Here is a 14,209-nt window from a genome sequence, read left to right on the forward strand (position 1 = left end):
CCCGTCGTCGTGAACGAGCTGTTCACGGTCATGCTGTGGACGTCGCGAATGGTGCCGTCGATCAACCTAGCGCGGCCTCGCCTGGAGCGCGCGCCCCCCGGCCGGCGCGAGCTTCTGGAGCGCCGCCGACAGCGAGGCGAACGTGGTCAGCTCGCCGAGATCGACGTCGACGAGGCTCTTCGCGAGCTCGGGTCGCACGCCGACCAGGTGGACCCGCGCGCCGAGCAGGGCCGCCGCGCGGCTGGTCATGCCCAGCAGGTGGGCGACCTGCGCGTCGACGAACGGGACGCCCGTGATGTCGATCAGGACGCAGCGCGCCTCGTGCCGGCTCACCCCCTCGGCCACCTTCTCGAGCACCTGCTGGGCGCGGCCGCCGTCGAACATGCCTGTCAGCGGCACGAGCAGCATGCCGGGCAGGAGCGGGAGGATAGGACAGCCCAGCTCACGCACCGTCTCCGAGAGCGCGCGCTCGATCTCATAGGCCTTCTGAAGGTCAGCGTGCTGCGCCGACAGCGACTCCAGCAGCGCGTCGCGCTCGAGGGCCGCGCCGAGGAGCGTCCCCCAGAGCGCGACAGTGCCCTCGTCCCCGGTCATCGCGACGACGGTCGGGCCGACGAGCACCAGGATCCCCCAGTCGCGCTGGGCAGAGCGGATCGGCAGGAGCAACACCATGAACGTGCCGTCCGCGGCCGAGGGCGGCAGCACCTCCGCGGGCGGAAACGCCTCCAGCGGACAGCGGCTGCCGATCGCAGGGGTCGGGCTGCCATCACGGCTGTAAGCGCCCGCGACGACGAGGCTCGCGCGCGTCTCCGGGTCGTCCCATAACGCGAGGGAGCTCCAGACCACGGGGGTCGTCTCGAGCCACGCCAGCGATCGGGACTCCTGCTGCGTGCCGCCGAGCAGCGCGAAGCTCACGTCGTGGTTGATCCTCGCGAGCGCGCCGAGCTGGTGGACGTGATGCGTCTCGGCCTCCAGCCGGAGCCGCGCGACCGCGAGGCACGACAGCGCCAGGAAGTCGTCGACACGCCGCCTCGCCGCGGCGTCCACGGGCACGCCGCGCCGCTCGTGGGACTGGCACAGCAGTCGGACCATCGCCATCAAGGTCCCCAGATCGGGCGTGACGTCGAGGGCTTGCCGATAGGCGCGCTCGAGCTCGGCAGCGGGGGGCGGCGCGGTGCCCCGGAGCACGGCCGTATACGCGTCGATCACCCGCGTGACGTCTGGCCACACCGCGGCCGGCGGGGTGTCCGGAGGCAGCGACCGGGGCAGGAGGAGCAGCTCGACCATCTGCCGGGCGAGGAGACCGTCGACATCCCCCTGAGAGGGGGTGTCCTCGCTGTCGAGGAAGCTCTGGATCACGTTGCATCCACACGAGCTCCGCTGGATGAGCACGTTGGCGGTGTGCACGCCCTCGCGAGGGAAGGCCTCGCCGGCGATCATCGACGTGATGAGATCGCACGCCGCGTGACCCATCATCTCGAACCGCTGGCGCAGGGTGGTCAGCGGCGGATCTGCGCTCTGCGCCTCCACGACATCGTCGAAGCCGACGACCGCGAGGTCCTCGGGGATGCGGACGCCCGCCGCCTTCAGCGCAGACATCGCCCCGAGCGCGTTCTTGTCCGTCCCGAAGACCGCCGCGGTGCACGCAGGCCGCCGCGCGAGGAGCGCTGGCGCGGCGGCGCGTCCCCCGCTGTAGAAGTTGTTGTCGCACGGGATGATCAGATCGGGATCGAAGGGGAGCCCCGCCTCGGCGAGCGTGTCTATGTAGGAGTCGCGGCGCTCGCGCACGTCGTACGCGGCGAAGTTGCCGACGAACGCGATGCGCCGGTGTCCGTGTCCGATCAGGTGGAGCACCGCGCTCCGGATGCCGCCGCGGTTATCCGGGATCACGGCCGGGCAGTCGATCTCGGCGGGGCGGGTGCCGACCGTGATGAACGGGACCCCGGCGCGCGCGAGCTCCTCGAGGCCGTGCAGCTCGATGATGACGATCCACCCGTCCACCTGCTCCCTGGCGAGCGAGGGGGCCTGCACCTCGTGCGGCGTCCCGCGCAGCACCAGCGTGCGGTATCCGCGCCGCTGCGCCGACTCATGGATGCCGTTCACGACGGGCCCCCAGAACTGGCCGGCGAGAAAGGGGGCGATGATGCCGACGGTGCGGGGGCGGGCTCCCGCGTGGGCTTCCGGACCGCGGGGCGACGGGACCTCGGCCCGGCGCGCATCCGGGGCAGAGAGGCCGGTCCTTCGCCTGGCGTGCCCTGCGGTGCCGGGCAGCTCGTCCCACTGATCCGGCACCGGAACTCTGTCGCCCTGGCCACCCTGACCCATGCTCAACGGCTCCTGTCCACAACCAGGCCGCCCTCCCACGAACCTCTGCGGACCGGCTACAGGGTACACGCTGCACCGGCATCATGGGCGAGCCGTGCGGCGCTAAGGCGCTGAATCTGCGGCGATTCGTCATACCGCGAACACTGCGACCGACCCTGCGACCCGACCCAGGTTGGCGACCCGACCCAGGTTGGCGACCCGGGGGCGACCCGACCCAGGTTGGGGGGCGACCCGACTGGCGACCCGACCCAGGTTGGCGACCGGCGACCCGACCCAGGTTGGCGACCCGACCCAGGTTGGCGACCCGGGGGCGACCCGACCCAGGTTGGCGACCCGACCCAGGTTGGGGCGACCCGACCCAGGTTGGGCCGCCAACAACCATGGCTCAACCCGGCTCGGGCCGCCGCCGCGGAAAATTTCGCTGCGATCGAGATCCTCCGCAGCCCGATGCAATGGCGCTGCGCACGCGGGGCGTGCACCGGCTCCTCTGCGACCTTCTCAGGGCAGCGCCGCCGGGTAAAGCTGTGTAAGAGGCTGTAACCATCGCCGACCCAGGTTGACTTCGACGACCCGACCCAGGTTGCGCTGGCCGGTAGCGATGTACGCCTGCCGGTGCGGAACGCTCTCACTCGGTTCAGCAGAGCCTTCGGCAATATTTCGACGCGTTTGCACCGCTCGGCGGGTGGCGGCCGCCAGCTCCCGCCCGGCGCCGCCACCCTCGGTCGAGCCCATTGCGCTCCCCCAACCTAACCGCGCACCCGGCCCGGGTCAGTCGCTCCACTGCCAACCCGGGTCGGGCGGCTCCCCTGCGCAGCCAACCGGGTCGGATGCCCCTATCAAGCGTTCAGGTCTTGCACGACGCTCTTCTCATGTTATCGTTCGCGCGACTTTCTTGATTGCCAGGAAAATCTGAATGGACGTACGCGCACCGCCATGAAGCGCCTTGCGACATGGCCAGGTCCCGTGCCCGGTAGGGGGCGTACGCGTTGCCCACTGACGGCACGATGGCGCAGGCGATCGAGATCGAAGGGAGTCTAGCAGTGATTTCACGACTGAAGAACGCGGCCTCTACGGCTGCTATCGTGGGCTCGAGCTTGATGATCGCGGGTTGCGCGCTGGAGGCGACGGCCGAGGAAACGGCTGAACAGTCCGCCGCGCTCGTGTGCGATCTCCCCACGCAAGCTGTCATCACCAACACCGGACCGGACCGCTATCGCTCCGAACAACAGGTCCTGCTCGACGCTCCGGTCGGTAAGGTCTGGGCCAAGCTGGGTTCGCTCGAGACCTTCTTCGAGATCGCGCTGCCGAATGCCACCGACCTGCACTGGGTCGTGGGCAACGGCAAGTCCGTCGGTGATGAGCTCAATTTCATCCTCGACGGTGGCCAGATCCGGTTGCTCGTCGTGGATCGCGACCAGCAAGAGCACCGATTCCAGTACCGGCTCATCGAGCCGTCGCTCGGGATCGAGGAGCTCGAATCTACCTTGACGCTACGCCCTTGCGGCAATCGCACGGAGCTCGTCTGGGTGCGCGACTTCCGCATGTCGGAAGGTGTCTCGTTCGGCCCGCTGAGCGAGGTCGTCCAGCAAGAGTTCGCCAACCTGATCGCCCGCTTCTCCTCCTAAGCAGCGCCCGACCAGGTTGAACGCCGCGGCGACCTGGCCGCGGCGGAGAGCGCAATAGCAGCGTGCGCGCCGCGCGACGCTCGCGGGAGCTCGGCCTCGATACCTCGCGAGGGCGAGATCACCGCGGCTTCTGCCGCGCGGCCGGTCGAGCGGCAGCCGCGGCGTCGCGCGCGCTCGGCGCGAACCCTTCGATGAGGTGCCTGACGAGCTCACGCGTCTTCGCAGGGACGAAGGGCGCTTGCGGGTACACCGCATAGATGGCGCGCTCGACCGGGACGAAGCCCTCCAGCACGGCGATGAGCCGGCCGGACCGGAGATCATCGCCGACGAGGTAGCTCGGGAGGTTGACGATCCCGAGCCCGCTCAGGGCCGCCTCGCGGAGCGAGAGCGTGTTGTTCGCCTGGAACCGGCCGCTCACGCGCACGCCTTCCACCGCGCCCGAGCGGGCGTCGGGCTTGAGCCGCCACGTGTCGTCGACCGCGCCTCCGGCGAGAAAGACGATGCAATCGTGGTCCGCGAGGTCGCGGGGGCGGCTCGGGCGCCCGCGGCGCGACAGATAGGCGGGGCTGGCGCAGAGCACGCGCGCGTCGTCGCCGAGCTTGCGCGCCACGAAGGAGAGCGGCGGGCTCGCCGTCATGCGGACGGCGACATCGATGCTCTCCTCGACGAGATCAACCACCCTGTCGTTGAGCAGGAGCTCGACCTTCACCTCCGGAAACATGTCCTGGAACGACAGGACCAGCGGGAGCACGCGGACATGGCCAAGCACGGTGGGCACGGTCACGCGGAGCGTCCCGCGCGGCGCGTCGTCGTGGCTCTCGACCTCGCGCTCGAGCGCGTCGAGCTCCTCGAAGATGCGCCGGGCGCGCTCGTAATATGACTTGCCGACCTGCGTGAGCTGCATCCGGCGCGTCGTGCGCTGGAGGAGCCGGACCCGGAGGCGCTCTTCCAGCCGGGAGACGAGCTTGCTCACCCCGGACGGGGTGAGCCCGAGCTTCTCCGCCGCCGCGGAGAACGATCCCTCCTCGACCGAGGCGAGGAAGGCCGCCATGCCGGCGATGGACTCGCGTTCGTTCCTCATCCGTGGGGACCGATCACAGGTGCTTCGACGAGCTTACCATGTTCGCGCTCCTCGCCCACGGTCATTCCTGCGGCCGGGGACACTCAAGCTGTCTGTCACCGCGCCTCGGCGGGCTCCACGAGGATGGCGCGGGTGGGCCCGTCGCACAGCCATGTTGTTGAAACGGTACATGACGTTCGCGAGCTCCATGGGGTGAAGAACGGCCGGATGGCCAATGCGCCATGCTGCACTGGCCATGCCAAGGACACACAGTGTACGGGGGCGCAGATCGTGGGATGAGCTCCGGCGCCGCGAGCGGGCCGGGCGCCTGAGGGCGTGCGGGGCGCGTGCGAGCCCGACGCGCCGGTCTCGGAAGCGATGGGCCGTGGCGGCTCATCCCCTCAGGGGTGAGCGATCACCGTCTGGTCGGGATGGCGCCGTCCAGGCGATCCGATTCCTGCTTCGCGTGCCCCCGCGTGGTTGACATCCGTTATGCTCGGCGGTGCTTTCCATCCCAGGAGGTCCCAATTGAGGCGATCAGCACTTGTCAAGCTCGGGTTCGCGGCATTTCTTGCGGCAGCGCCGCTCCTTCCGGCATGTACCAGCGGTCCGGACGGCACGGAAGAGGCGGAGATCACCGGCCGCGCGAGCATGTCCCTGGTGACGCAGACCAACGGACGCGTGTACCGGTTGAGCAACGCGGTCTTCACCCTGCAGGGGCCGATCGTCACCTATCTCAGCAGCTCGGGCGATCCGGGCGAGACGGCGCTCACGGCGGCGTTGCCCGTCGGCGATTACACGAGCTTCCTGGAGTCGGGCTGGGTCCTGGAGCGCGACGACGGCGGCACGTTCGTGCCCGTGCAGGCGACGCTCGTCTCCGGCAACCCTGCGCTATTCACCATCTACGATGGGGCCACCACGGCGCTTGTGTACCAGTTCCAGACGGACGGCACGATCATCACCATCGGGGATGGTCAGCTCGATATCTCCATCGAGGTGACCGAGGTCGGAGGTGTGTGCACGCCGTTCGGCGCGGGCTGCAGCGGCGGCGAGTGGTGTGTTCCTGGAGAGGTGGCGGCGGGACAGCCGCTCTGCCTCGCGGAAGGCGACATCCCGGTCGGAGGCGCCTGTGACGACCCTGCCCGCTGGTGCGTCGCCAATGCGCTGTGCGGCGATCTCGACGGAACGGGCGCCGTCTGCATCGAGCTCTGCCCGGCCAGCAGCCTCGGATCACCGTGCGCCGACGGCGGATTCTGCACCGACATCGGCTACACCGAGTTCGGGATCTGCTTCTGATTGGGGCCAGCCCCGCCAGGGGCCGGAGCAGCACCGCGGACTGATCGGCATTGCCAGCGGCGCCGCATGACCGACGCGGGATCCACCGGCAGCGGCATCTCGCGCCGGTGCCGCACTCCTGCGGCATCCGGAGGTGGGGATGGGGCAGACCCAGGGCGCATGGGCGCCCAGCGCAGCGACCCGAACCAGGTTGGCGACCCGAACCAGGTTGAGGTGCCCTGCCTGCCCAGCCAGCACCGACCCAGGTTGAGGTGCCCTGCCCACCGGCATCCGGAGGTTCCCTCCGCCCGCCAGCACTCACCCAGGTTGAGGTACCCAGGCACCGACCCAGGTTGAAATGCCCGAGATGCCCGGCACCGACCCAGGTTGAGGTGGCCAGCACCGACCCAGGTTGAGGTGCTCACGCGTGCCCAGCACCGACCCAGGTTGAGGTACTCACGCGTGAGGGCGCACCGACCCAGGTTGAGGTGCTCATGCTCATGCGTGAGGAAGCACACAATTCGGAATCCCCGCCGCGTTGCGCCTGGCTCCCGGGTCTGGCGACCGACGCGGCCGACGCTCACGCCCCCTTGACGTCCAGGCCCGGCTGGAAGAATTCGTCCAGACAGAACAAGCATGCGCAAGACGAACATTGCACTCCTCGGGATTCTTGGATTTCTCACGGGCTGCGGCGCCCCTCCCCCGCCTGCGCCGCCGCCGGCGTCGGCCCCGACTCCGCCGACCCCCACGGTCTCGGCGAGCGCAGCCCCCGCGCCGCCCGCAACGAGCGCTCCTCCTGCGGCGAGCGCCTCCGCGGCCCCGCCGCCGGCCGCTGACGACCAGTTCGCCAAGGTCGAGATCAAGGCGGAGAAGGTCGCCGGCGCGGTCTACATGCTCGAGGGCTCCGGCGGGAACATCGCCGTCTCCGTCGGCGACGACGGCATCGTCATCGTCGACGATCAGTTCGCCCCCCTCGCGCCCAAGATCAAGGCAGCACTCAAGGGCATCACCGATCGCCCGGTGCGGTTCGTCCTGAACACGCACTGGCACTTCGATCACACCGGCGGCAACGCGATCTTCGGCGCCGGTGCCCCCATCGTCGCGCACGAGAACGTACGAAAGCGCCTCGTGAGCGGCGGCCCGAAGGCCACGGTCGGCGACAAGACGATCGACGCGATCCCGCCGGCGTCGAAGGAGGCCCTCCCGGTCGTGACGTTCCAGGACAAGATCTCCATTCACCTGAACGGCGAGGAGATCCGCGCGATCCACATCCCGAGCGGGCACACCGACGGAGACGCCGTCGTTTATTTCACGAAGTCCAACGTCGTTCACATGGGCGACGATTTCGTCACCTATGGTTTCCCGTTCGTCGATCTCGTGAGCGGCGGCAGCGTGAAGGGGCTCATCGCCGCGATCGACAGGGTGGTAAAGGAGCTGCCGGCTGACGTGAAGGTGATCCCCGGGCACGGCAAGGTCTCGGGGGTCGAGGACATGAAGAAGCTCTCGGCCACGCTCAAGGACTGCGTGAGGCTCGTCGAGGCCGAGGTGAAGAAGAAGCGGACCCTGAAGCAGATCCAGGACGCCAAGGTGCTCGCGAAGTACGATGAGCTCGGCAAGGGGTTCGTCTCGGCCGACGCCTTCGTCGAGGTCGTCTTCAAGGAGCTGACCCACCAGCAAAACGTCTTCGTGCCGCACTGACGAAGCGAGAAGCTCGCGGACCCCACCCGGGTTGCGGCGGCGGAGCTCGCCCCCAGGCCCCGGTGCAGGAGACCCCACCCGGGTCGGGGGTGAGTCCATCCAGGTCGGGGGGCGGCGACCGTCTGCCGGACGGCTGGGTGTCCGTCGTTTCGAGCAGGAACGATGGGCATCCCAGCACGTCCGAGATCCATGATCCGGCCAGCGACACGTGGACCTCCACCCGGGGGGGATGCCGTCGGATCGCCCAGGCCCCGCGGCCCGCCAGGGACGGCGCCACCTGTGTGCACCCCCACAATCCTGTTTCGCCCATCCCGCGCTCCTGCTATACCGAGTGCCAGGTAGGTAAAATATCAGAAGATCTGTGTCCGCGATGGAGACGCAGTGGTCCCATCTGGTCGCATGTGATCTCCGCCGCGCCGGGATACCAGGGCAAGGAACCGAAGGATGACGCTGCGATAGCCGCCAGCGCCGATCGGCGGATGCCCCGGTGACGCACGTCGCACGCGCAATAGCTTTCGTTCTTTGCCAGAGCCGACAGCGATTCACCTGGTTCGCATCCATCAGGATGCCGAGGACTGTTCGCCGCTCCGCTGTGATGGTTGTCCTGGCGGGGTGGTCGAACCTCGGACAGGCCGCGGGGCAGCGGGCCCTCGCCGCCCGGGCGAGGCTGGGCCGAACCACGATCCACCCCGGAGCTTCTGCGGATGAGGCTGGCATCCTTGCGGGATCAAATGGTACTCAACGGTGCACGGCTCGCCTTGTCGCCAGGCTCGATCGTCTCGGCACCAGGATCAGGGCGACATCCTACCTCTTCGCACCTGGTGATGGCGCCCTCCGAGATAGCTCGTTCACCCATCACGTGACGCTTGAGGAGGACGCGCCGAGGCTCTCGATCTCTGGCCTTGCTGCAGGGAAGCAATGGACGACAAACTCGCCTCGATCTCATGGTTGACGTTGCTGAACGGCACGCCCACGCCGCTCGCGCTGCTCTCCGGCGCGGGGGAGGTCCTCGCCTGCAACCCCGCCTGGGAGCAGCGCGTTGGTCCGGCCGGGCAGCTCCTCGAGCGCGTACACGAGGGCGACCGCGGCGAGCTGTCAGCGCGAATCGAGGCCGCGCGCGCCGCCGCAAGCAGCGTCTCCGCGGCGGCGCGCCTCGTGGACGCCCGCGGCAACATCGTCCCGCTGCAATGGACGCTGTGGCGGGCCGACGACACGGGGCTCTGGGCCGCCGTGAAGCCCGATCGCGAGGCGTGGGAGACCCAGGCGCGCATCCTCGTCGACGTGTTCCGGACCATGGATGCGGTGATCTGGTGGTGCGACCGGGCGGGCACCCTCCACGTCTCCGACGGCAACGGGCTCGCCCACCTGGGGATCAAGCCAGGTCAGCTCGTCGGAATGAAGATGCTCGACCTCTACGGCGCCGACTCGCAGGTCCTCGATCTCTGCAAGCGCGTCCTCGCCGGCGAGTCGATCCGCATGGACACCGTGAACGAGGGCGTCCACTGGATCGTGCACTACGCGCCCCGCCGCGGCGACGACGGCGAGATCGAAGGCGTCCAGGTGTTCGGCATCAACCTGGCCGACGATGTCACCCTCGCGGCGCAGGCGGAGCTGCTCCGCACGTGCATCGACAGCATGCCGATCGTCATCCGGGCGTTCGACAAGGCCGGCACCTGCGTGGTGGCGCAGGGCGGGGCGCTCGCGCAGCTCGCCCCGACCGAGCGAAACGAGATGGGTAAGCACGTGCTCGCCGTCTGCGGCGACACGGAGGAGGTGCGCGCGGCCTTCCAGCAAGCCCTCTCCGGGGTGATCGCGAACATCGAGCAGATCCGGCACGACAGGATCTGGCGGACGAGGTTCGTTCCCCAGAAGGACGTCCTCGGCGTGATCACCGGCGTCGGCGCCATCAGCGAGGACGTCTCGCAGCAGCGCCACGTCGAGCAGCAGCTGCGGGAGCAGCTGCGGTTGACCCAGGATCAGCAGGAGTCGATCGCGCGCCTCTCGAGCCCGATCATCGAGGTCTGGCAGGACGTGCTCATCGTCCCCTTGATCGGCGCGGTCGACGCGGATCGCGCGGCGATGGTGATGGAGTCGCTGCTCGCGACCGTCGTGGAGAGGCAGGCGTCCTTCGCCATCCTCGACCTCACCGGGATCGATTCGGTCGACACGACGACGGCTCAGCACCTGATCAAGATCATCAACGGACTGACGCTGCTCGGCTGCCGGGGCGTGGTCACGGGCATCCGCCCGCCGGTCGCCCAGACCATGGTCGGCCTGGGCTTCGATCTCTCGCAGGTGTGCACGCTGCGCAGCCTGAAGGAGGCGTTGCGCTGGTGCATGAGCAGGACGCGGCGCGGCTGAGGCGCCGCGCCGCGCCCGTCGCGCCGCGCACCGGAGCGCGGCGCTCGCTCACCCGGGGCTCGACGGATCCGCTGGGTCCGTGCCGGCGTCGCGCTCGTCGCCGTCGCGGATCCCATCGCTGTCGCGATCGACGCCGGACCGCGCGCCCGAGCCGGGCGGCATGCACGTGTACGTCACCGGGTGCCCGGTGAGGACGGAGAACCAGCGCAGCCCGAGATCGCTCACCGGCGCGGCCGCGCTGCGGTCCGTGATGAACTGGCCACCTCCTGCGTAGAGCAGGCCGACCTCCTCGAGGAAGAACGGGAGCTTCGCCACGAGGTCGCACTCCTCGGCCTCGGCGCGCTGGCGGAGGAGGTCGATGCGCGGCCAGGCCGCCGCCGCGTTGTGCGCGCCGAGCGTGACCTGCTGCCCGACGATCGGCGCGAGGTTCGAGTCGAACGCGAGCATGAACTCCACGGCCTGCCTGCGCAGGATCTCCCCGGAGGCGTCGAGGGGGAAGCCGTTCGGCGTGAAGCCGCTCTCCTCGAACCCGATCGCCTGATGGAAGCGGAAGAGCGTGTCCATCACGCCGTCGTGCATGAACCCGAACCCGCGGATCTGGTCGCCCATGAAGCCGTTGTCCCCCGGGAAGAAGAGGCTCGGGACCGCGGCCATGCCGAACATGCCGACCTTCTGGTACAGGTTGCGCAGGTGCGGATTCTTGAAGCTCTGGCCGTTCTCCTGTCCGACGCTCGCGCCGTCCGTCCCGAAGAAGCCAGGGAAAGGCTCGCCGGTATCGGCGTTCGCGTCGGGATCCAGGCTGTGGCAGGAAGCGCACGAGAACGTCCCGTCGACGCCCTCGCGGACGAAGTGATCGCGCCCGGCCTGCTGATCGGGGTTGAGTGAGTTGTCGAGGTTCCGGATCGGGTTCGGCGGATACGTCATCTGGAGGATGAAGTCGGTGAACGCCTCCATGTCGTCCTCGGGGATGGGGGCGTGCCGGCCGAGCAGGTTCGTGAAGCCGACCTGGAACCGCCTGAACGCCGCGCGCTCGTCGAAGGCCCCGCTGTCCGGCTGCGCGGTGGGCTCGTCGTCGCCGCCCGTGCGGTCGCCGCGCCAGTGCATCGGACCGTGGTTGGCGAGCCCGCGCAGGCTCTGGGTCGTCATCGGCCCCTTCATGGGCTTCAGCGTCGTGTCGGCGGGGAACGGCGGGTTGATGCTCGTGAACGGCCCAGCGTTCGTCCGGGTGGTGTCGTCCGGGTTGCCGAGGTCCCACGCCAGGCTGTCGAGATCGCCGAAGACATGGCAGCTCGCGCACGACGAGTCGCCGTGGCTCGACGTGAAGCTCGCGTCGTGGAGGAACACCCGCCCGCGGACCACGCTCGGCGGCTCGGGGTTGTGGAGCGCGAGGTGCGCGATCTCGGCGCGCGCGGCGGTGTCGATGATCGAGATGGAGTTGTCGAAGCGCGTGAGCACGTAGAGCCGGCCGCGCGGCTGATCGAGCGCGAGCCCGCTCGGCCCGCCGCCGCTGACCGGGATCTGGCTCGCGAGGCTCGGCGTGAAGGTGTCGCTCTCCAGCTCGGCCGTCTTGAAGATCCCGATCTTGCTCGAGCCGAACGCGGCGACGTACAGCTTCGACCCGTCATGGGTCACCGCCATGTCGAGCGGTGTGGCCAGGCTCTTTGCGTTCTCCGGGTTGGGCACGGGAGCGCAGCACGTCGTGTAATCGATGTGCTTGTTCAGGTGCCGCGGCGCGACCGAGCCGCCGCCCAGCACGGTGATCCGGCTCTCGTGCAGGTGTCCTCGGACGCTCGATCCGGCGAAGGTGCCCGGGCCCTCGAAGCGCTCCAGGTTGAACGCCTCGGTGTTGGAGACGTAGATCTTCCCGTTCACCGGGTTGACGGCCATGTTGTAGAGGATGGTGCCCACGCCGGTGTAGAAGCCTGCGCTGCCCGGGCGCTGGCTCGGGGGATTGGCCGTGGCGTCGATGACGAAGACGTCCTTGTCGGGCAGCGAGAACCTGATCTCGTCGTCCCAGCTGCGGCCCGCGATGTCGACCCAGTGGGCGCCGTCGTGCTGAACGATGAGCGACGTCTGCGGCTGCGGCTCGCCGAGGAAATTGGTGAGCGGCGGCGGCAGCCCCCAGCCCTCCTCGACGAGCACGCGGTGCACGGCGGTCGTGCGGTTGCCGGTGTGAAAGCCGGCGGCGTACACCGAGGTCAGGTCCGGGCTGACCGCGAGCGCGCGTGGGGTGTCGGTGAAGAGGGTGAGGATCGTGAGGGGCGCACCTCCGAGCGACGGGTCGCTCGCGACGGCGTTCGCGTTGAACACCCAGACGTCCGCGCGGCCGACCCCGGGCGTGGTCAGCTGCGGATCGAAGGGCGCGTTCTGGCCGCGGTGGGCGGCGGTGATGAACGCGCGTGAGCGCCCGGGACCTGCGAAGACGATGTCGCGCGGCTCGTCCCCGACGAGGAGCGTGCGCACGACCCGAGGTCGCGAGGGAAACGAGACGTCGACGACGCTGACGCTGTCCGAGAGGTGATTGACGACCCAGACCTCGCTGTCGCTGCGCGCGGCGACGGCGACGGGCTCCAGGCCCACGCTCACGGAGGAGAGGTGTGCCAGCCCACCGGACGTGACGCGGAAGATCTCCAGGCGGTTGTCGGGGGTATTGGCTGCGAGGAGCAGCGTGCGGCTCGGTGAGAGCGCGAGCGGTCGGACCTGGCCGCTCTCGAAGAGGGTATATGACGGAGCCGCCTCCGCCGGGCGCGCGGCGACGAGGCACACGAGGATGGCGGTCGCGATGAGCAGGGAACTGGGAGAGCGTGGGTGGTAATGTGGGAGCATCCTGACCTCCTTGTAATCGGGGTAGAGCGAAGTATCCCCTCAGCATAGGACCGCACGGTGGCGCGCTGGAATCAAGTGTTTCGTGGAGTCGCCGAGGCAAACTCCCGACGGTCGTGCCCGTGACAGCGGCGTTTCGTGGGGAGGACTGCATTGGCGAATCGGGGTGGTCGACGATTGAGGTGACGCTGATGCGCGACGCTCCGAGGCGCGGATGCATCATGGATTACATCGACGATTTCCTGCGAAGGCGGCGCGCAGGGGGCTCGAGCGGCAGCCGGCGGGTGCAGCGTGGCTGTACGACGGGACGGCCGCGAGGGGCCCGGCTCCGCGATCGTGAATTCGACCGGGAAGGGCGCCACTTCCAGGGCGACTACCTCGATGAAGCCCTCGATACCCGTTGGGTGGCGTGATACAGGCTGAATTTTGGATAGGCGATCTGCCCGCCCTCCGACGGCACCTGCAGGATGCGGCCGCCGCCCTGGGCCCGCAGGTGCGGCAGGGCGGCACGGATGATCTGGATCGAGGCGATGAGATTGGTGTCGATCTGATGCCCGGATCTCCTCGTCGCTCACCTCCTCGGCGGCGCGGAAGAGGCCGTAGCCGGCGTTGTTCACGACGACGTCGATGCGTCCGCCGTCGGAGAAGGTGGGATCGACGACGCGGCGAACCGCGGCGGCCTCGGTCACGTCGAGCGCCGCCACCCAGAAGCGGTCGCCGTTTCGGGCCTGGAGGTCGGGGAACCTGAACCGGGAGACCTGAACCCGGGAGACCTGAACCAGGTTGGGGAGACCTGAACTAGGTTGGGGAGACCTGAACCAGGTTGGGGCGGGCCGGACGGCCGGGGCCGGGCCGGGCCGGGGCGGGCCGGGCGGGAGACCCGAACCAGGTTGGGGGACCCGGACCCGAACCAGGTTGCGCGCCCCGCCACGGTCCCGGTTAAGCCATTGATATATATATTTCCCCCGCGCCGAGCAGTCCCGCCGTCCAAGCGGAACCTTCGGTAATCTGGATCTCGTACTGCCACATGTGGCAATTCATG

7 protein-coding genes and 1 pseudogene are annotated in these 14,209 nt (G+C 69.1%); 4 read left to right on the top strand and 4 right to left on the bottom strand.

Annotation, left to right across the window (positions count from 1 at the left end):
• Positions 1-66: 66 nt before the first annotated feature.
• Positions 67-2,325, bottom strand: coding sequence for a substrate-binding domain-containing protein (locus tag WME89_RS34580; RefSeq protein WP_438003908.1), 2,259 nt, complete (start codon positions 2,323-2,325; stop codon positions 67-69).
• Between the two features lie 1,004 nt (positions 2,326-3,329).
• On the opposite strand from WME89_RS34580, the gene WME89_RS34585 reads away from it, so the two are divergent.
• On the top strand, positions 3,330-3,950 hold the full coding sequence (locus WME89_RS34585; RefSeq protein ID WP_438003909.1) for an SRPBCC family protein: 621 nt from the start codon (positions 3,330-3,332) through the stop codon (positions 3,948-3,950).
• 118 nt (positions 3,951-4,068) lie between these two features.
• Here WME89_RS34585 and WME89_RS34590 read toward each other — a convergent pair whose 3' ends face one another.
• Positions 4,069-5,031, bottom strand: coding sequence for a LysR family transcriptional regulator (locus WME89_RS34590; protein WP_438003910.1), 963 nt, complete (start codon positions 5,029-5,031; stop codon positions 4,069-4,071).
• Positions 5,032-5,538: 507 nt separating this feature from the next.
• Between WME89_RS34590 and WME89_RS34595 the strand changes: the two genes are divergently transcribed.
• The 3 genes from WME89_RS34595 (at position 5,539) to WME89_RS34605 (ending at position 10,344) form a co-directional block, all read left to right on the top strand.
• A complete protein-coding gene (locus tag WME89_RS34595) occupies positions 5,539-6,306 on the top strand; it encodes a hypothetical protein (RefSeq protein ID WP_438003911.1) in 768 nt (255 codons plus the stop codon).
• A 615-nt stretch (positions 6,307-6,921) separates the two neighbouring features.
• Positions 6,922-7,983 carry an MBL fold metallo-hydrolase gene (locus WME89_RS34600; RefSeq protein ID WP_438003912.1) on the top strand — a complete coding sequence of 354 codons (1,062 nt, stop codon included), beginning with the start codon at positions 6,922-6,924 and terminating at the stop codon, positions 7,981-7,983.
• Positions 7,984-8,901: 918 nt separating this feature from the next.
• Positions 8,902-10,344: an STAS domain-containing protein gene (locus tag WME89_RS34605; RefSeq protein ID WP_438003913.1), complete on the top strand. Its 1,443-nt coding sequence runs from the start codon at positions 8,902-8,904 to the stop codon at positions 10,342-10,344.
• A gap of 48 nt (positions 10,345-10,392) precedes the next feature.
• On the opposite strand, the gene WME89_RS34610 is transcribed toward WME89_RS34605, so the two are convergent.
• Both WME89_RS34610 and WME89_RS34615 read right to left on the bottom strand, forming a co-directional pair.
• On the bottom strand, positions 10,393-13,170 hold the full coding sequence (locus WME89_RS34610) for a hypothetical protein (protein WP_438003914.1): 2,778 nt from the start codon (positions 13,168-13,170) through the stop codon (positions 10,393-10,395).
• 307 nt (positions 13,171-13,477) lie between these two features.
• A pseudogene (locus WME89_RS34615) lies at positions 13,478-13,949 on the bottom strand (SDR family NAD(P)-dependent oxidoreductase); the annotation flags it as partial.
• Between the last annotated feature and the right edge of the window lie 260 nt (positions 13,950-14,209).

Origin of the sequence: Sorangium sp. So ce321, assembly GCF_051530195.1 — a bacterium.
GTDB lineage: Bacteria > Myxococcota_A > Polyangia > Polyangiales > Polyangiaceae > Sorangium.